A 20,892-nucleotide genomic window follows, 5' to 3' on the forward strand; every position below is an offset into this window, starting at 1 on the left:
TCAGAAAAATAACCGCATAATGGTTTCGTCGAATTCATCTTGGTCTACAACTGCAAAACCAAACTGCTCAAAGAATGGTTTCATCATGTCGTTGCCTTCAACATAACAAATTGATACGGACTTATATTTGCCCAAATTTTTAATTTCTTCCAGAACTAGCGGAATAGCCTGAGAACCAAAGCCTTTTCGTTGATGCTTTATATCAATCATCAATTGGTCAATAAACACTTCTTCTGGCCAACCATTTTCATGGTTTGAATAATATTGAACAAAGCCAACAGGCTCATCATCAACATAAATCCCTCGATTAATATAATGATCAAAAAATTTTGAGGCTGCGATTGACTCTGAGTTAAGAGCAACAAAGTCTTCCTGCTCTTTGGTTATCTCGAGGCAGATGATATCCACCCAATTGTCTTTGGTGATATCTTTTAGGGTAATAATCATAAACACCTTGCTTTAGAATTTACCAATTACAATACCGTTGTGATAAAAAGATGGCTAAACATAAATTTAGCAATAAATACTTTTTTGTTCGCGCCATTCGTGCCTTTGTATTTTTCAAGACGCAATAAACAAATAGCAGTCGATATGTTACGGATAACATTAATATCAGCATTTAGACTAAAATAAAATTTCGACTCATTTATTGCTTTCTAATTAATGAATATTCAAAATTGGGATCCAAGTCAAATATCACAGCCAAATACAATATTATTGTAATTTATCAAATTTTTTTGAAGAAACCTTAAAAAAACAAATTGGTTTATTAAACTAATAATCAAAATCAAATCAGGTAAAAGTAAAACCCAAGGATAGAATCACAATAATAAACTCCAATAAAATCTAAATTTTCATCATTATACAAACTCAATAAAAATAAAACCTTTTCATATAAAAATACATAAAACCTGAACAACCTCACATTTATTAGGTATTTGATAACTCTTCGCATTAATGCATCTAAAAATCAAAATCACTTATGAAATAACATGTTAAAAACTTAATAAAATATTGTATCAGACTGAAAAATAAAAATATTTCTAAGATTAGAATGCAAAAAAAATTCAATAAGCACATTTTTATTAATTAATTTTAATTAATTGATTTTAACCATGCCTTTTAGGCATGGCTAAGAGACTTTCGGAATATTGTCAAGAAAATAGTTTCATGGATAGTATGAATACGAAAATGATGCATTTTTATTATAAATATATACGAATAACTCTTAAAAACATTTCCAATGAAAGGTAACACTATGGGTATATTAAAAGATAGTAAGTTGCTTTTGGTTAGCTTACTTATCATTCTTCTTTCGGAAGCTATAGGGCAAATTAAAATCAGTTTAGTTATGGTTTTTCCAATGCTTTATTCCATGTTGATGGGTGGTATTATCAGTTTTCCAAAATTCAAAATCCTCAGCGAAAAAAACATGGCACACGCAAGCTCTATAATGAGTGTCGCGTTAGTTATCTTAATTGCAAAATTAAGCACCTCCGTTGGTGCATCTTGGGAAAAAATTATTCAAGCCGGTGGTGCATTAATCCTGCAAGAAATCGGTCACTTTATCGGTACCATTTTACTCGGTTTACCCCTTGCCATTATGTTAGGTATGGGCCGTGAAGCCGTTGGTGCAACTTACTCTATTGGTCGTGAACCCAATATCGCCATTATCGAAGCCAAATATGGTTTAAGTTCACCAGAAGGCCGTGGCGTTATGGCAATGTATATTTGCGGAACACTATACGGAGCCGTTTGGATGGGCATCATCGCCAGTGTTATCGCAGGACTCGATATTATGAGCCCTCTCGCTTTAGCAATGGGAGCCGGGGTCGGAAGTGGTTCGATGCTAGCTGCGTCAGTCGCACCATTATTGGAGCTTTATCCTGAACATGCTGCGGATATTCAAGCATTCTCATCCTCCGCAAACTTGATGTCTTCAGTATTAGGTCTGTACATCTATATTTTCTTCTCCTTACCGTTTGCCTCTTTCTTATACAACAAACTCAAAAGAAAACGTGCAACAGCATCAGCAGATACAGAATAAGGATATAAGATCATGAAAAAGATGGCAGAAATTGCAATAATCATCGTGTTAGTCATCATCTTCACTTCACTGGGTGATGCTCTCGGAGGCTCAATTTATGGCCGCGGCAGCTTTGGCGCAGTCTTTAGCGACTCACTTATCGCCATGGCATTATTAGGGGGTATGTCATTTGTGGCATACTTAATTGCACAGATCCCACCATTAGGTAAGTTACCTGTGATTTTCTGGGTATCTTTAATTGCTGCAGGTCTGTGTTCACCATTATTCCCTTACGATAAAGAAATGATCGCAATGACAGGTAAAATTTCACTCGCTGTCATCAGTACGACAGTTCTGGCATTTGCCGGTCTTTCACTCGGTAAAGATATTGATAAATTTAAAGCCATTTCATGGCGGATCATCCCAGTTTCACTGGCGGTCTTTACGGGAACTTTCTTATTCGCTGCACTTATTGGTCAAGTGACACTTTCATGGAGCGGCGTTATCTAACCAGAGGAAATATTTACCATGACAATGACCAAAGACCAATTGAAAGCCATCGTTTGCGAAACAATTGCATCCCATAAAGGGGATATCAAAAAATTAGCAGAAGATATTTGGGCAGAGCCAGAGCTAGGCTACAAAGAAACGAAAACAGCAAAAAAAGTGGAAGCCGCATTTTCTGCATTAGGCGTTAATTACCGAAACCAACTCGCATTAACAGGGGTTAAGGCACGTCTAAAAGGTGGAAAAGGTAGCAAATATAGCATTGCTGTGATTGGTGAGCTCGACGCGATTATTTGTGCTGAACACCCAGAGGCCGATGATTTAACGGGTGCAGCCCATTGCTGTGGGCACAATGCGCAAATAGCCAATATGATGGCTGTGACTATTGGTCTGGTTAAGTCAGGTGCTATGCAATACCTCGCGGGAGACGTCGTTCCTTTCGCCGTTCCCGCTGAGGAATATGTTGAACTGGCTTATCGTAATAAACTGATTGAACAAGGAAAAATTAGTTATATCGGCGGTAAGCCAGAGCTGATATCCCTTGGCGAATTTGATGATGTCGATATGGCAATGCAAATTCATTTAACCAGCGTCAAACCTGAGCGTGATACTGGTTTTATTGAAATGTCGACCACCACCAATGGGTTTATTGGCAAGTTGATTAATTACAAAGGGACTGCATCCCATGCAGCAGCAGCACCTCACTTGGGTGTCAATGCCCTCAATGCCGCAATGATGGGGATCATGGGAGTAAATGCTATTCGCGAAACTTTCCAAGAAAAAGATTACATTCGTTTCCATCCGATCATCACGCAAGGCGGTGATTTGGTCAATGTCACCCCAAGTGATGTCCGTATGGAAAGTTATGTTCGAGCGTCAAATGTCCCAGCAATGATTGATGCGAATGAACGTATTACTCGCGCACTTGTTGCTGGCGCAATGTCTGTTGGTGCAGAGGTAGAAGTTAAAGATTTACCGGGTTACTTTCCATTATATAACAACGATACATTGAACAGTTTATTGCAACAAAATGCCCACAACTTGATTGGCGAAGAAAATGTTTGGATTGCTGGGCACATGACTGGAAGCACGGATACAGGGGACTTATCACATATTATGCCAGTGAGTCACCCATGGATTGGTGCAATTCGTGGTGGGTTGCATGGTAAAGATTACGTTGTTTTTGATGATGATATGGCCTATATCCGCCCTGCTCAAATGATGGCAATGGCAATTATTGACCTGTTATTTGATGATGCGTCCCAAGCTAATGAGATGTTAGCTGATTACACCCCATTAATGAGCAAAGAGGAATACCTCTCATTTATTGGCTCTTTTAAGAACTAATTATTAAAACATTCCCCTTATTGCTATGTTCATTATAATAAGGGGAATATGATTTTTAGCTTTTATCCCACTTTTAAAATTTTTTCTTCGCATTAATTTAATTTCTTTTTACATTCGCCATTTCATTTAAAACAATTCCTAAAATCATGCCTCTCCCCCCTACTTTAAATAAAAAATTTAACTTAAATCCCACTCATGCTCACTTTAAAATGCAAATATTCCCAACATTAAAAACATATCCATAACCTATTGATATAAATAGACTTAATAAGTTAAGCACTCTTTATATTATTGTTTTAATAAATTACCATCCTTATTATTCATGAGCCATGCAATACTGATATGATATAAATACGATCTCCATCACGCTCACTTTTTTAATATCCACGTTAAAATTCACTCTATAAATTGATAGATAAAGAATAACGAGTAGAAGTAGAAATCATCCTATTTCTGAATCTAATTTTTAAAATACACATAAATTAAATGAGCGCGCTGTTCATTATTCCATGCTCACACCAGGGGCCCTTTAACAGCATTAAAAATGCTTTCTGTATACGGGATAAAACGTAATGACCAACAAATACAATATCAGTGAAAAGCTCTTTGCTTTAGAAACGTTTAGCAAAAAAACACGTCAGGATTTACATAAAATCCCTGAATTGTCTGGGCAAGAATTCAAAACCTCACAATATTGCCGTGAATTGATGGAAAGCTTTGGCTATAACATTCGTTTATTTGAAGGCTACACAGGCTTTACCGCTGATTTGATTGTCGACCCAACCAAGCGCTTAATTGCCTATCGTACCGACATCGATGGCCTTGAAATGCCTGATTTAACGTGCAATGAACACAGTTCTGTCCATGAGGGTTGCGCTCATAACTGTGGCCATGATACCCACATGACCATCGCCTTAACAGCAGCTAAATACCTCAGTAAGAACCGTTCTGAACTCACCCATAACGTCCGTTTTATCTTCCAGATGGCTGAAGAAGATATGCGCATACCAGGTGCCAACAAAATGGTCGAAATGGGCTGTATGGAAGGCGTTGACGAGGTTTACGGTCTACACAATGATGCGGCCTTTGAAACGGGTTATATTAAATTCAATTCAGGGGTTATGTCCTCTTATGGCTCAGCGTGGACACTAGATGTCCACGGTGTTTCTGCTCACGGCTCAACCCCTCATAAAGGGTTAGATGCTATCCGCGAAGCAACGCGTATCATCGATTATATGGACTACATTGTTGCCAAAAAAACCGATCCTTTCAGCCCTGCCGTATTTGGTTGTGGCATGATTAACGGGGGAACCATCCCAAATGCGCTGGCGGATCATGTTCAGGCACGCGGAACCATCCGTTCAATGGATGAAGAAACGGACAAAATATTAAAAGCCAGCTTCAATGAAATTGTGGCTCGTAGTGAAGCCGGCGGGTTTAAAACAACACTGGAAGCCAGCGGGTATCCTGCTGTTGTCAACCACCCACAAGCAGCCAAAGTCATTTATGATGCCGCAGCCGCCTTTTTACCAATTGAGCATATTGATTCAAATGGTAAGCCAATGACTGGAAGTGAAGATTTCAGTTATATGATCAATGCCACTAAAGGTAAACTCGGTGCCATGTACTTTTTAGGAAGTGGTAATCAAGCAAAAGGGATTAATAATTACTTACATGCAAACCCTTATTTTGTTGATGACGACTGTTTGCTGATTGGCGCTCAAATTTTTATTAATATTGCCACTCGTTAGAATAAATATAATACACACAGTAATACTAAAGCCGAGTAAATCTCCTATTACTCGGCTTTTTTCTTAATCATCCGCAGATAAGTCATAGCTCAGGCAATTCTCTATATAACCTATCTTTCTCACTTTGTTCTGTAGGTACCCATTGGTTCGGTTGATGAATATAATTCAAATCAAGGTGAGGTGCGTAATGAGAGATAAAATCATACATATAATCTTTTAGGTGCATGTGCCGATTAATGCAAACATGTGTATAACTTGGCTTGACTAAGTGGCTAATATCAATACAGCGTAATGCCTCACTATCTTCCTCTGGGTCAAAAGCTACGGTTGAAATAATACCGACCCCAGCACCGCGTTTTACATAGTATTTAATAATTTCAGTATCTACGGCAGTTAAAACAACATTTGGCGTTAATTTATGTTGATAAAAGACTTGGTCGAGCTTCGAATGCCCTGTAAAACCAAATACATAGGTAATTAGTGGGTAGCCCGCAAGGTCTTCAATCCTAAGCTGTTCACATTGAGCCAATGGGTGGTCATGTGGAACAATAATACTGCGAGACCATTGATAACAAGGCATTACCAATAAATCATCATAAAGATGCATCGACTCGGTCGCAATGGCAAAGTCCACATCGCCATTATTCACCATCTCTGCAATTTGAGCTGGCGCACCTTGGTGAAAATGCAAAGAGATATTAGGGTAACGTGCGTTAAAACGCTCAATCACTTGCGGTAATTTATAACGGATCTGGGTATGGGTTGTTGCAATATGCAAGTTCTGTTTTATCGTCGTATCTTCATGAGAAACAATACTTTTTATTTTATCGAACTGTGCAAGAATATCACACGCGACATGATGAACTTTTTCGCCAATCGGGCTCAGAGACAATAAGTTATTATTTTTCCGATTGAATAATGAAACGTTCAGCTCATCTTCCAATATTTTAAGTTGCTTACTCACCGTTGGCTGAGAGGTATACAGTTTTTCAGCCGCATTAGTGATATTGAAATCACTTTTGACCACTTCAACAAAGCTTTTAAGCTGACTAATGTTCATTGCTGGGGTATCCAATGTAAAATGGACTAAAAATAAGATTTAAAAAATATAGCTGTATTGTGCGCTTATTATACCATAAGCAACCGGCCAGCTAGAAGCATCCTTTTAGCATTGCTGAGCTCGCATTTACATTTTTCACAAGATCCCCAAATAATACCGTTTTTATTTCCCCAAAGAGACAGAATACCGCTATCACCATAGCAGTATATGTAAACTGAACATACTTTTTATAAAACAGACAGATATTAAAAATAAGTATAGAAAAAATTAGTCATTGGTATAGCCATCATCTTTGATGCCTTCATCAAATATAAAAATGATTATGTCTACATATAATTATTTTTAATAGCTTCTCTTTTAAGAAGCTATTAATTTTAATATTCTGCTTATAATGGGTAGCTCATATCAGCCTCACGCCCCAAAAAGTAATTTAAATCACACTCCAGTATATTTGCAAATATACATAAACGATAAATAGTGAAATTCTGTGTTCCTCTTTCATAGCGTGAAATTTGTTGTTGGCTCAAGCCTGATTTTTTCCCTAGTGTACTCGCAGACCAACCGAAAAGAAGACGGCGTTTACGAACCTGCTGCCCAATAAAACTATTAGAAATTTCAGTGTTATATACGTTCATACGTACTGTCCTAATTATAATGACACTATTATTTTTAGTGTTGTAGCCTTAAAATTTAACGCCCTGACATGCTATAAAAAAGCGTATTCGAGATTTACAACCTCAAATAAACTTATATTTCTCAAATAAAAACAAATCATAAACTCATATAATAAAAGTTATTAAACCATTACTATCAATTTAATTAATAAACTATTATGTTTTATATTAAAATTAACGATAATTAACACTAAACTCTGCATTTACATTCACTTTACCGTTAGTGATATCACTCGTCTTAATTAATGCACCATTATAAGTTAATAATTGTTCACTACTTGATGAATTGAAACGCCATGTCACCACTTTGCCTGAAGGGTTCTGAATTTCACCATTTGTGGACTTAATACGCAGTGCTATTCCTTTCGCTGAATCTTGGCTCGTGGAATCTAATGCAAAATAATCCGCATTAAAACTATCTGGAGTACCACTCATCGAAACATCAGCAACGGCGGCTGACTCACAATTTTGTAGTTTAATCGTAAATGGTTTCTCAGCTACAACACTTCCAGAAGGATAACTCACCGGCACATTGACCTTTTTAAAATCAACAGTCTGATCTTTTGATCCGGTATCAACCTCGCATCCCATTAATTTTATTTTGCCTTTAATCTGAACAGAAGCATCCAAAGCCAGTGCTCCTGATGAAACGAAGCTTATACCTGCGACTAAAACAGTTCTCCTAAATAAACGGCTTATGTTCATCCTCTCTCTCCCATATTAAATAACTATTATTTATTGATACCCAATACTGATATCAATACTCGCTTGTGCGAGACCACCGTCAACATTCCCTGTTTTATACAAAGTGGCTTCATAATCTAATGGCTGTGCCGTCGATGACCACTCAACAACTGTGCCATCGGGTTTTTGCTTTTTATTTTTATCCCCTTTTACGTTCACACCATAAACCAACCCTTGCGCACTGCCGGTGCCACTATTAATTGCAAAGTATTCAGGAAAGCCGGTATCAGCCTTACCAGACATACTCACGGAAACTTTATTAATTGTTCCCGCACAATTAGATAGTTTTAATGAAAATGGTTGAGTGACCAAGCCAGAAAGACCTGTTCCACTTTTTGTCGTTGTTACTGTTTTAAAATCGATTTCTTGATTCTTACCACTATTTCCAAATTCAACATCACATCCCGTAACGATTGCATTTCCAGTAAAATTTAACGATAAATCACTAGCCGATGAAAATAGAGGGCATAGCGAAAAAACCATGCCAAAAATATAGCAATACCTGTACGAATATAATTTCATAATCAGTCCAAATAATAATCGCAGATCAAAACTAACGAATAATGATGCTAGTTCTTGAATTAATCATTGCCTTATAACATGCATATAAATTATTGAATCACTTCTACAACAAAAATAGATAAACTAAACTTTCTTTGTCGTTTTAAGAAAATAAAACGACAATGTTATCAGTTATTTTAAATATCTATAAAACCATTCAATATATTAGTATTTTATTTATATGCTACGCTAACTTCGGCAACTGAACGAACATCTCCCCCGGTTATCGCATCTAACGTTTTAACTAATTCAGCACGATAAGGTAAAGTCACGCTAGCCCCTGAAAGGCTTCCCCAAACAACCGTGTCACCGACTGGCTTCTGGACTTTTTCTCCACCGGTTGTCTTTGCAATAATTTTAACGCCTACGCCTTTAGACATGTTTGCACCTTTATCAATCGCAAACAGCTCTCCACCAGCCATATCAGTATCAGCAGTACCTTTCATTGAAACATCAATACCTTTTAAATCTGCACAATTTTGAAATTGCAGATTAAAATCCTTTTTAGCTATTGAGCTTCCTTTAACCGCATTTTTAACTACAGTAACATCCGAAAAATCAACTAATTGGTCTTTACCTGTGCCTGTTGAAATATCACACCCCGCCAACTTTATTGTTGCTTTCAATGTTAATGTTGCATCAGCCGCTTGTGCACCTGAAGTTAAAGCAATACCCGTCATAACGCCCATTAGCGCTAATAGAAAATTTTTCTTCATTTATATAGCCCTTAATTCAATACTATTAGTAATAATATTTTTAATATGGATACTCTATTAATTATATTTTACAGTGACATTTACAAGCCCAGTAATTGCCCCCGCAGTTACTACACCTGTTTTATATAATGTCGCTTTAAAAGGAATATTATTCGCTGTTGCTGTTCTTGCCCATAAAACCTCTTTCCCTGGTGACTGGACCGTTTTTGCCGTATCTGTTCCTTTAATACCAACCGCTAAACCACCAGCTTTACCAGCCCCCTCATCAATAGAATAGTAATCAGCAAAGCCCGTCACAGCTTTGGTTGTATCCATGACTAAACTAATATTTTTGAGGTTCGCACAACTAGTGAAATCTAAAGAAAAATCCACATCTTTTAAGGCTGAACTCCCTGTTCCCCCAGCTGTGGCTTTAGCTAAATCCACAGTACCAAAAGCGATCGCTTTTGTTTTACTACTCGCTGAAATATCGCATCCTGTTACAACAACATTTCCACTAAAATTCAACGTAATATCTGCTGCTTGTGCTGCACCACTGACTGCAATCAATAATGATAAAGCACCCACTTTTTTCATTGTTGACCACGGGAAATTACGACTACGCTCCATTGCCTTACTCATGGTAGTTATCTCCATTAATTTATATTATCTAAAGTCTAAACGCACAGTTACAATTGATGAATACTTACCAACCGTAGGGGCTAGACCAGTACTACTGAAAGGGTAGGTTTTGATTGTTACCGAACCATTTTGATTAGCATCTAATTGCAAAGGGAGTTTCCCTGTAGTCGGTGTTAAGCGACCATTAGGCCCTTCTATTGCAATAGCAATATCTTTATTATCCGTACTAAAGCCATCAGTAGTGCTATTTGGGTCAGCAGTGCCAATAAAGCGTACATCTAAGTCTGCATAAGCGTCCATATTCACACACTTTATGCTTAATGTTTTAGATTGCGGTACTACACCAGCGGGCATTACTCCTTTACCTGCTGCGACGAAATTTCGCTGAGGAATATCATTGAAAGGAATCGATATACTCTGGCCTGCATTAATCTCACATGCTTGTGGAGCAGTGACGTTCACATATAAGCTAACGCTGGCAATATTCGAGCCTGGCCAGCTATGATATAAAGATGCGAAAAAAATATAAAGATTCGGATAATTGATTACAGTATTACCAACAAATAGCTTCTTTACGTAAATATCCAATTCCCCTTTGGAGCCAGTGGTTATATTTTCTATAAGCTTCCCATTCGGAGGGCAAACCTCCTTGGTATTATTAGAGATGGGACCAAAAGGTATCTCCAGTATTCTCGAATCATTAATCGTTTGGTCCCAAAGACTTGCTTTCACACGAACATCCAGATACTCGCTAAGACTATACCACCCCGTAGCATGTCCCGGCGGCATCCTTTTAGTCTCAAACTCAGCCCAATAATAGGTGCCAGGTATATTATCTCCAGGAGAGCACTCACACTCTATTTGATAACCAGAGTTCTCACTCCAAGACCCTAATTTTAGAACCTCTCCGCCTACCTTATTAAACGCCGCATCTATATGGGCTGTTAAATTAGCGTTATAAGTTTTTACTGGGCCGACGGGTTTGCATGGTCCTCTGGCAAGAGCCATATCAGATAAAATGAGTAAAGTGGCACCGACCGCTCCGGGAATAAATAAAGATTTTATTATGCGCATATTTATTTTTGATTTCATTATCTCATCTCCCAAATCACTGACACTCCGCTTGCATCTGAATAATGCCAGCAACAGGTTTATTAATTTGTGCCACGGGAAGTTGATAGTTAACAAGGCAAGCTTGTGCAGCCTGAAGCCCCCACTTTATTTCCAATTGACCGCTCTCTGGTAACCCACTCATAAATAATTGTCCACCTTCTCCGACTATGGAGCTATTAACTGCTTTCCCGTTGTTTTGAACTAGCAGTGCAGATGCACCAAAAGGTATCATCGTGCCATTTTTATGTTTTAGTGTGATTAAAGCTCGGTACCCTACCTGAGTAATAAACTCAACCCTAGAAATCGCTCCTTTACTTGGCACAACACTCTTAGCACTTTCTTGTAATTCCACATTGTCACCCAATGTTTTTGTATCTAACTCAACATGGTTAAATCGATAGGCTTGAGCAAAAGGCAATATGGCATACCCCCTCCAGTCCGTCTTAACACCGGTATACCCTGTAACATTGGTATTTGCAGCGCCAGAAGCTTTCACTAAAATTGCAGTTTCATTAATTGGTTGGGAAAGCGTTACACCATCTCCGTGAATTAAAACACCACCTTCAACACCGTAGTTTAACTGCCTGGAATCTTTACTATAGTTATAACCAAAGTTCATATTGCCGTAGCCACCTCGGTAACTGAGGCTTGCGCTACCACCATTACCTTGCCCTTTAGAACCATAGCTCTCCTGAACGCTATAACTGAGATTATTATCATCAAGTAATGTGCCTGATATCCCCGCTCGGTGAGTTGTTGGCCCATGGCGCTGGCTAACCATGTTGTAAGTCGCCCATGTGTTAGGTAATAATGCAGAGAGTGGAAATGAACCATTAAAACTGAAAATTTGGTCTGTTTCTCTTTGGTTTGGATAGGTTGCTCGACTATAAGAAACACCGTAATTTAAAGGGCCCCAGTTATTGTTATAACCTACTTGTAATCGAGTTTGCTTGCCTTGCCCTTTCCAGAAATCTTGTCGGTTAGCAGAAAAATAGATAGACCCTAAGTCTTTACCTAGTTGCTGCGTTAATGTGCCTTCAAGGCGATAGCGTCGATGGTAAGAATAGCGACTATCATCTGCAAAATCCCAATCTTGATATCTACGCTCAACGGCTTCTTGGAAGGTATAAAACCCTTCCGTTGAATAACGGTAACCTAATAAACGAAAGCCCGTGCCCGTATTAGCAAAAGATTTAGAGTACAATAAGCGATAAGATTGGCCTGTAGCGCCATTACCATATCGTGTTACATCTTCGCTATGAGCTGTTGTAATATCAAAAGAATATGCACCAAAATCGCCGATATTCTGACCAACCCCTAGCACCAGAGAACGGTAACGTTCTGCTACTTGCACACCACTATAAGCGGTCAAGCTATTTAGGATCCCCCAAACCAGAGAGCCTTGTGTGATAAATGGCCGCTGGCTACTGTGACCATTTCGATATTGCCCCGCTGAAAATGCATACTTAATTTGCCCTTGGCGGCGCAAAACAGGCACACTCGCAAATGGTTGAATAAAGCTCTGGATTGTTCCATCCGACTCTTTTATTTCTACCTCAAGGTCACCACTCGCAGCGGTTGGGTACAAATCCGTGATAGCAAATGGACCAGGAGCCACATAACTCTGGTAAACGGTATATCCATTTTGCTTAATCGTCACCGTCGCATTAGTACGTGCAATCCCACGTACCACGGGGGCATAACCTTTCAGGCTATCCGCTAGCATGTCATCATCAGTACCAATTTGTGCACCACGAATTTGCACACTGTCGAAAATATCGCCCGGTGTATAGGTATCACCCATAATTATTTGCGACTTCAACTGAGCAATATACCGCTGGAGATAGGTATTAATATTTTTCCAGCTATTATTACCATTACTGCTGTTCCACGTTGAATAATTACGTAAGCGCCATGCCCCCACGTTAACCCCAGAACGTAAGCTCAAAAAATAGCTATCACTCGACTTATCACTAATATGACTGCCTGTATTCGTCGAATTACTCCCTGTAAAGCTATAGTTTGTTAGCAATGCGGGGATCCCTTCATCCCACATTGATGGGTCAATCGTTCCCTTTGCTAAATTGGTCAAAGATGCTTGAGGAAAACTCAAATACAATCTCTGCTGATTAAAATCAAAATGGGATGATGCATAAGGAATAATTTCTTCAAAAGCTGAAAATGGCTTGCACTGAACAGGGTCTTGCGCATATTGAGCTAATTTAGGAAAAGCCTCAACACGGACACCATAAGCTTGTAATTGCTCATACGAAATACAAGGTTCTAATGATACGCCATCAGATGAATGACTAGCTTTATATTCCCTAGTACTAAATTTTACATTCTGCTTTGCCACTGCTTGTTCATTAACATAAATATCGACCAAATACTCTCCGGGTAATTGATCCACATTGCCTTTTGACAATAAAGAAAAATCGGCAACGCTATTACTATTAATATTTTCTAAAAATTGAGAGTTAAACAATTCTTTCGCTAAAACAGGATAAGCGCTAAATATTCCCAATGTAATGCAAGAGAAAGCCAAAAGCTTCTTTCTATATCGTATTTTGTTCATTCCCTCGTTCCCTCTAATATATTGCGCAAAACTTTCTTATAAAAAAATAATAAAAGGTATCACACGACTTATCTTTCTATTAAAATTAACGCCTTATTTATTGAAGTGTCGCTTTTTGCAATTCAGAAGTGCCGCCATAATCATTGATAGTTGTAAATATTATCTGAGCACCCATATTTGCTGTTGAAGGTAACTTATAAACTGTGCTGCTCATCGGTAGGACAAGGTCAACTTTATCTATTTCACTGCCATTAACTTTCACTTCACTTAATGTGACAGAAAAAGGAGTGTTATTAACTATACGCAATTTATCACCCTCTTTTTTCCATACTAGAGCCTTATAGGAATCCATTGGGTTACCTTTCAAGCCAGCAGGTCTATAGAATAATTTCATTCTAGTTTTAATTGCTAGTTGTAAAGTATTAGCACTTTCTTCAGCTGGAGCAGGTGGAATGGCTTTTACATTGACATAATAAACCGACTCACGATCTTCAGGTAAATCCCCACCTGCACGAATAATGCGAAGCATATTTTCTTTAATAGGATCTAGTTTGAAAAGTGGTGGCGTTATAATAAATGGAGTTTTATTATTCCCTGAAGCATCTTCAACCCAAGACTGAATTAAATAAGTGCTCTTATCATTATTATTTTTTAAACTAAGATTAGCTTCTTTCTTGGAGCCATCAAATACAACTCGGGTGGAACCGACAACAACACCACCACCCGCAGCATAAATAGAGAAACTAAAACACATGAGTAAAAAAATAAGCATTAACTTATTAATAAAAAGGCTATTAAGAATCATTACATCCCCTTCGAACAAAAAACAGGCCACCAACATAGTGGCCTGAAGGAAATCAATACTATTTATATGTCAGATTAAAATCTGCTGTTGCATTAGCAGAACCTGCTTTCACATCTTTCTTAGTTGAAACGTAAGCTGCTGAGAAATAAAGGGTATTTGAACCAACTCGTAAAGCTGTATCAGCTGTTGCTGTACCTAAAGCCAATTTTTTACCTTTACCATCATAGATAGCAACACCTACGTTTTCTGCTGAACCTTGGCCACCATCAAGTGCTAAAAGGGTTGCATCGTCACCGTTAGCCTGACCTTCAAATGAAACTGCGACATTTTTGAACTGAGCTACATCACAATTTAGTAGGCTAATTTGGAATTTTTTATCCGCTGATTTAGCGCCTGCATCTGCAAATGTAGCTGTTTTAACTTGAGACATTTGAACAGTTTGATCCCAAGAATTTTGTGCCACTTCACAAGGTGCAGTTACAATATCACCAACGAATTTAACCGTACCATCTTTAGCATTCGCAACTTGACCAACACAAAGCGCAGCAAAAATAGCAGTAGCAATAATCTTTTTCATTTCTAATTCCTTTTTACTGAATCAATATATAACCCAGTGTTAAAATATTTAATTTATTAATATATTATGGTTATCACTACCACATTAATTCCCATTAATGTTTGTGGCACCTGTTTAATCCATTAACTTATTAATCCTTATGCTATTAATCTGTTAAATAGAAATAGCCAGACACACTCCATGTAGTGAAATAGAGAAAAACATAGTTTCGTAAAGTTAGTTTCCATGATTGTCATTATCTATTAAAATAATATCATTCACCTCCTAGGTTTGGTTTAAGCTAATCTAATTATTAAGAATTGAAGGCTCTATTGTATTTTCCGTAAAACAGTAGAGACATCTGAACACAGCCACAGTGCATAGGTGTATTTTGAGAGGAATAGCCATAAAATGTAATAAGACAAAAAAGCAATTTATGTAAGTTAATTATTAAATTTATGACAGATAAATATTACAAAAATATACATTGCAGCAAATTAAAACGCTCATTAAACTAATAAAAAAAACAATTAATTTTTCATTTGGCACCTGCACCTAAGTTCATCGCGCTTTAATTTACTAGCCAGAAAGGGAAAAACATGAAAACAGTACTGATAGTCGATGACCATCCAGTAGCACGGCTTGCTGTAAGAATACTATTAGAAAAAGATGACATGACCATTGTAGGGGAAACCGCTGATGGCCATGAAGCTATCCAACTTGCCAAAACACTCTCTCCCGACTTGATCATGATAGATATAGATATCCCATCACTTAATGGGATTGATGTCATGCAACGATTGCGTAAAAATAACTACACTGGAGGGCTTCTTGTGTTATCTGCAAAAGATGATGACCATTACATCCGCCGCTGTGCAAGTGTCGGTGCTAGTGGTTTCATTAGTAAACGCAATAACTTAACGGAATTACATGTCGCCATTCATGCGATTAGAAATGGATATGGCTACTTTCCACTTAATCTCAATAAAATGGATACCTCCCCGAATAATCATCTTAATGACAAACAAAAAATCGCCGAGCTCTCTACAAAAGAATTACAAGTCTTACATTTATTAGCTAAAGGGATGAAAAGCATTAACATTGCACAACAAATGCGTATCAGCGATAAAACTGTTAGCACTTATAAAAGACGACTAATGCTTAAATTAGATCTTCACAATATTGCAGAGCTATACGACTTTATTCAACGCAATAATTTGGATTAATATATCGATGCGTAACCTAATCCTAATAGTTTGCTTGCTTATTGGTCTATTTCCTTGCTCATTTTCTGCATTCCAACCTTATGAAGTCAGACTTTATAGCCAAATTGAAATTCTTCCATCAAAATTTGAATTGAGTGATCGTGATTGGAGATGGCTAGGAGAAAAACAAGAATTAGCTATTGGTGTCTACGCTCCTAATAATCCCCCTTTTGATTTAGTATTAGAATCAGGAATTTATAAAGGAATTTCTGCAGATAGCATTATGACCATCATGCGTAACTTAGGTTTACGCTTCAAAATCATCTACTACCCAGATAGAGATATGGCATTACAGGGCCTACTCAATGGTGAGATAGATATGTTAGCTGATGATGGCAAAAGACAAAGAAACGAAAGCTATGGTTTTCTCAAAAGCGCTCCATATATTCCTGATTATCCCGTACTTATTTCACGAAAAGCGGCAATGTCCAATAAGCACCCAATACCTCACGGTGCTCGTATTGCTACGGTTCAAGGCTACCCAAGCAATGAATGGATCAAAAAATATTTTCCCGACGCAAAGATTGAACGTTTTCCTTTACCACAAAATGCATTATCTTCCGTCGCATTTGGTGAAAATGATTATTTCCTAGGCAGAATGATCGTGGCTAATTTTTTACTTGAACGCCACTATGCAACAACATTATCCACTGCTGAGATTTTCTCTAATGAAAATATTGGCCCAGTCTTTCTCTTTCACCCTAAAAATGCGCAATTAAAGCGTACTGTGGATATCATTTTAAGCTCAATATCATTAGCTCAGCATGATATTATTTTTCATCATTGGAGTTCAAAACCTGATTTATGGGCACTAAAACAATCTGTTGTATTCACACAAAAGGAAATAGATTGGCTAAAACAACACAATGAGTTAAAAGTCGTCATTAATTCACTAAATGCCCCTTTCACATTTTTTGACTCACAAAAACAATTTCATGGCCTCTCTGCAGATATACTTAATCTGATCCATTTCAAAACAAATATTAATTTTAAAGTCATTGAAGCAAGCTCTGAAAAAGATGAGATTACTTTATTAAAACAAAATAAAGGGGATTTCATTGCTTCAATTACAAAAAACTCAAAAAATGATAAAGAATTATTATTTACTCGCCCTTATGTTCTCCCCCCATTTGTTTTAATTGTTAGGGACACACCATTAGCCCATAAAAAAATTGCTCAGGCAGCAAAACTTGCGATCACCCCAGATAATGCAATTCACGACTGGTTAACAAAGAACTACCCTCAAGTGGAATTAATTGAAACTAAAGATACCTATTCTGCTTTGCAAATGGTCAATGAAGGAAAAGTGGATGGTACCATCGAGAATCTTATCAGCGCTCACTATATGATTGACCGATATTTTCGTAATCGATTAAAAATCAGCGAGCAATTAAGCGAAGACACAGCTTATATATCGTTTGCCGTAGGACGTGACCAACCTGAGTTATATAGTATATTAGATAAAACAATTGCCTCTATTCCGCCGAGAGATATATCAGTATTAACTAATAAATGGCTAGGCTCACCAGATGTTGAAATGGATACATGGACAGTATACCGTGCCGAGTTCTACACATTAGCTTGCATTGCCGCTATTCTTATTATTACATCTTTAATATGGAATTATTATTTACATCGTGAAATTCGATTAAGAAAATATACACAAAAACGCTTACAGGAACAGGCTATATTCTTAGAAACTCTTTATAATGGTACTCCTGTTCCTATTTATGTCATTGATAAAAACGGAACGATAATAAATAGCAATTCAGCATGGGAGAGCTTTTTCAGTCCTGATAATGAAAACATAAAACAACTTTCATTAACATCACAACAACACCCGCTATCGGCAATTTACCAAAAATTGTATTCTCTTTTTGATGATCCTAAGAGTCTAGTTTCTCCACCTAAACGTTATCAAATAAAAAACAGAATGGGTGAAAGGGTGATAGTGCATCAAGCCGTCGCATATAGAGACAACCAAGGTAATATTTCTGGTCTTATTTGTAGTTGGCAAGATATAACTGAACATGAACAACTCCTTACCGAGCTCTCTAGTGCTCGCCAACGCGCAGAGCATGCAAGCCAAACAAAAAGCAATTTCCTTGCTATCATGAGCCATGAAATTCGTACCCATATCAGCGCAATTATTGGGTTATTAGAATTAGCCGCCACGAATAAAAATCAACAAGATGATATTACGGAATCAATTCAAATACCGTATGAGTCCGCATTATCATTGATGGGGCTTATAGGCGATATTTTAGATATGGCAAAAATTGAGTCAGGCAAACTGGAACTCGTTCCTGAGTGGGTAAAAAGTAATGAATTAGCAACGCCCGTTGTCCGTTTGTTTGAAGGACTAGCTAAACAGAAAGGTATTTCTCTACATTATCATCTTAATGCTATCCATCCTGATGAAATATATATCGACGTTTTTCGACTACGTCAGGTTATTTCCAATCTACTTAATAACGCAATTAAGTTTACTACCGAAGGAACGATTGAGATTATCATTAATTACCTCCCCAAAAACCATGATCAAAATATTTTAAGGATCATTATTTCTGATACCGGAATGGGGATTGAAGAGAACCGACAAGAATTGATTTTTTCCCCCTATACCCAAGCTGAATCAAGCAGTAAACATAAAGGAACAGGCCTTGGCTTAGCTATTTGTAAACAACTTATATCCATGATGAATGGGACTATTACCTTATACAGCCAATTAGGGCATGGTACTCAATTTTTAATCGATATCCCCGTTAAGCATCGGAAAAATACTAGAGTTTCACTTCCGACACTTTATAAGGCCACAAAAAATAATAAACGCTTACGAATACTTGCCGTTGATGACCACCCTGCAAATCGCCTGCTATTAGTACGCCAATTAACAAGATTTGGTCATCATGTCATTGAAGCAAAGAGCGGGAAACAAGCCCTAGAATTATGGAAAAAAAATGCAATCGACATAGTAATTACCGATTGCAATATGCCTGACATTGATGGGTTAGAATTGACTCGGCAACTACGAGAAATATCTTCCCAAACTCTAATTATTATTGGGTTAACCGCAGATGCAAGGCAAGAAGAACGCCAACGCTGTATAGAGGCTGGCATGGATGACTGCCTATTTAAACCTTTACGTCTATCTCAGATTGAAGCTCTGCTATTACGCTGTACCCTTCAACAAATAGAAGAAGATACAGAAGAGCCCATTCCTCCAATGTTAAATAGTTTAATCAATTTAGATGCATTAATGCAGTTGACTCAAGATGACCAACAGCTATTAAATAAATTACTTCAAACAAGTCTTCAAGAAAATATAGAAGATATACAACAAGCAGAACGTTTATTCGAAAAACAAGACTGGCTTAATTTAGCGCATTATTGCCATCGTTTAGAAGGTTCTAGCCAAATTATTGGTGCTAAGAAAATTGCATTGGAGTGTAAATTACTAGAAGAGTATTTCCTTACTGGTAATATATCTGATGAAGCAATATTAAAATTTAACCAAACAATGCGAACAATTAAAATCTTAAATCAAGCTATTGAAACATATCTTTCTATGCCACTTAAGTGCTAGATTTTCATGAGATAATTAGCAAACAAATAGAAAACGGGTGCGCCTTGGTGGTAATGCAAAGAAGTATGGGGTTAGAGTGTATTAAAACACTCTATCACTTGAGGTAATTTATAGCGGATCTGGGTGAATTGTTTTCCATACACAAGTTTTGTTCTATCGTCGTGTCTTCATAAGACACGATACTTTTAATTTTATCGAACTGCGAGGATGTCACACTCTACATAATGAACTTTGTCGCCAACCAAGCTCAGCGACAGTAAGTTATTATTTTTCCGATTGAATAATGAAATGCTTAACTCATGATAATCACAAAAAATAAGTCAACAAAGGCTGTAAAACTAATCCTGTCAGGTAAAGACCTAAACCAAATACACTATGAGATAATAAACTCATTAACCGAGCTTTATTAGGATTTGGCATCTTACTGGCTGCAATACCTGCTCCCATCGCTGGTTGCATAATAAAATAAGGGGCAGCAACTGTAATTATTCCAAAAAGTAGCGCAGGCCATAATACAGGAGATGTAAACCAAATTTCGCCTACCAATAATATAAATATAAAGGCAAAAATAATGCCCGTCACATAGTGAACACCCCAACCTAATGCATTCTCCGCAGGAATTATTACCTTTTGGCCGATTGATGGGCGGTGTATAAACTGCCCATTTATCATATATCCTACCCAACGTCCTACCAGTGAAAAATTTAACGTCGATTGGCCACACAGTTTAAGGATAAGCGCCCATAAATCCATCACGATGGTTGCTCCCACCCCAAGAAAAACCACTAAAATTACTATTGAGAAAGTCATTATTAATTTCCTGTTCTATGAAAACTACCCACTACTTACCATCGAATAAGTCTGTAATATTAGCTAAAGCTGAATACAACGAAGGTAAAATAATGCTTTCACCTCCCCATGGAATAAAAACCGAAATAGAGGTTGACTTAAAGTCCACTTGAAGATGTAACATTCATGCTTTGAT

At 37.5% G+C, this 20,892-nt stretch carries 18 protein-coding genes; 6 read left to right on the plus strand and 12 right to left on the minus strand.

The features are described from left to right. Positions 1-447 carry a GNAT family N-acetyltransferase gene (locus G6Q48_RS07825; protein WP_166265558.1) on the minus strand — a complete coding sequence of 149 codons (447 nt, stop codon included), beginning with the start codon at positions 445-447 and terminating at the stop codon, positions 1-3. Between the two features lie 811 nt (positions 448-1,258). Here G6Q48_RS07825 and G6Q48_RS07830 point away from each other — a divergent pair. The 4 genes from G6Q48_RS07830 to G6Q48_RS07845 all read left to right on the plus strand — a co-directional run bounded on the left by G6Q48_RS07830 (position 1,259) and on the right by G6Q48_RS07845 (position 5,631). Further along, positions 1,259-2,047, plus strand: coding sequence for a DUF3100 domain-containing protein (locus G6Q48_RS07830; protein WP_036958500.1), 789 nt, complete (start codon positions 1,259-1,261; stop codon positions 2,045-2,047). Positions 2,048-2,059: 12 nt separating this feature from the next. Next, positions 2,060-2,536: a hypothetical protein gene (locus G6Q48_RS07835; RefSeq protein ID WP_004262394.1), complete on the plus strand. Its 477-nt coding sequence runs from the start codon at positions 2,060-2,062 to the stop codon at positions 2,534-2,536. An 18-nt stretch (positions 2,537-2,554) separates the two neighbouring features. After that, entirely contained in the window at positions 2,555-3,880 is a 1,326-nt protein-coding gene (locus tag G6Q48_RS07840; protein ID WP_166265561.1) for an amidohydrolase, read from the plus strand. Between the two features lie 572 nt (positions 3,881-4,452). Then, positions 4,453-5,631 (plus strand): M20 metallopeptidase family protein, encoded by a 1,179-nt coding sequence (locus G6Q48_RS07845; protein ID WP_166265564.1) that lies wholly within the window; start codon positions 4,453-4,455, stop codon positions 5,629-5,631. Positions 5,632-5,713: 82 nt separating this feature from the next. Here the strand turns inward: G6Q48_RS07845 and G6Q48_RS07850 are convergent, their stop codons facing one another. From G6Q48_RS07850 to G6Q48_RS07895, 10 genes are all read right to left on the minus strand, one after another. Beyond that, on the minus strand, positions 5,714-6,691 hold the full coding sequence (locus tag G6Q48_RS07850; RefSeq protein WP_102140021.1) for a LysR substrate-binding domain-containing protein: 978 nt from the start codon (positions 6,689-6,691) through the stop codon (positions 5,714-5,716). A gap of 386 nt (positions 6,692-7,077) precedes the next feature. Beyond that, positions 7,078-7,326 (minus strand): helix-turn-helix domain-containing protein, encoded by a 249-nt coding sequence (locus G6Q48_RS07855; protein ID WP_102140022.1) that lies wholly within the window; start codon positions 7,324-7,326, stop codon positions 7,078-7,080. 213 nt (positions 7,327-7,539) lie between these two features. Next, on the minus strand, positions 7,540-8,070 hold the full coding sequence (locus tag G6Q48_RS07860) for a fimbrial protein (protein ID WP_166265567.1): 531 nt from the start codon (positions 8,068-8,070) through the stop codon (positions 7,540-7,542). 30 nt (positions 8,071-8,100) lie between these two features. Next, entirely contained in the window at positions 8,101-8,631 is a 531-nt protein-coding gene (locus tag G6Q48_RS07865) for a fimbrial protein (RefSeq protein ID WP_148241599.1), read from the minus strand. Positions 8,632-8,843: 212 nt separating this feature from the next. Next, positions 8,844-9,386, minus strand: coding sequence for a fimbrial protein (locus G6Q48_RS07870; protein ID WP_166265570.1), 543 nt, complete (start codon positions 9,384-9,386; stop codon positions 8,844-8,846). Positions 9,387-9,443: 57 nt separating this feature from the next. Further along, positions 9,444-10,007: a fimbrial protein gene (locus tag G6Q48_RS07875; protein ID WP_166265573.1), complete on the minus strand. Its 564-nt coding sequence runs from the start codon at positions 10,005-10,007 to the stop codon at positions 9,444-9,446. 24 nt (positions 10,008-10,031) lie between these two features. After that, complete coding sequence (locus tag G6Q48_RS07880) at positions 10,032-11,099, minus strand: fimbrial protein (RefSeq protein WP_166265576.1); 1,068 nt, start codon at positions 11,097-11,099, stop codon at positions 10,032-10,034. A 16-nt stretch (positions 11,100-11,115) separates the two neighbouring features. Further along, a complete protein-coding gene (locus tag G6Q48_RS07885) occupies positions 11,116-13,695 on the minus strand; it encodes a fimbria/pilus outer membrane usher protein (protein WP_166265579.1) in 2,580 nt (859 codons plus the stop codon). A gap of 97 nt (positions 13,696-13,792) precedes the next feature. After that, the gene (locus G6Q48_RS07890) at positions 13,793-14,500 is read right to left on the minus strand and encodes a fimbria/pilus periplasmic chaperone (protein ID WP_166265582.1); all 708 of its coding nucleotides are present in this window, start codon (positions 14,498-14,500) and stop codon (positions 13,793-13,795) included. Between the two features lie 58 nt (positions 14,501-14,558). Further along, complete coding sequence (locus G6Q48_RS07895; RefSeq protein WP_166265585.1) at positions 14,559-15,077, minus strand: fimbrial protein; 519 nt, start codon at positions 15,075-15,077, stop codon at positions 14,559-14,561. A 578-nt stretch (positions 15,078-15,655) separates the two neighbouring features. On the opposite strand from G6Q48_RS07895, the gene G6Q48_RS07900 reads away from it, so the two are divergent. After that, positions 15,656-16,282, plus strand: coding sequence for a response regulator (locus G6Q48_RS07900; RefSeq protein WP_102139331.1), 627 nt, complete (start codon positions 15,656-15,658; stop codon positions 16,280-16,282). A 7-nt stretch (positions 16,283-16,289) separates the two neighbouring features. Next, positions 16,290-19,907 carry a response regulator gene (locus tag G6Q48_RS07905; RefSeq protein ID WP_166265588.1) on the plus strand — a complete coding sequence of 1,206 codons (3,618 nt, stop codon included), beginning with the start codon at positions 16,290-16,292 and terminating at the stop codon, positions 19,905-19,907. Between the two features lie 306 nt (positions 19,908-20,213). Here the strand turns inward: G6Q48_RS07905 and G6Q48_RS07910 are convergent, their stop codons facing one another. Beyond that, entirely contained in the window at positions 20,214-20,717 is a 504-nt protein-coding gene (locus G6Q48_RS07910; protein WP_166265591.1) for a DUF2938 domain-containing protein, read from the minus strand. Positions 20,718-20,892: the final 175 nt, after the last annotated feature.

Source organism: Providencia sp. M-27 (genome assembly GCF_011077905.1).
GTDB classification, from domain to species: Bacteria; Pseudomonadota; Gammaproteobacteria; order Enterobacterales; family Enterobacteriaceae; genus Providencia; species Providencia huaxiensis.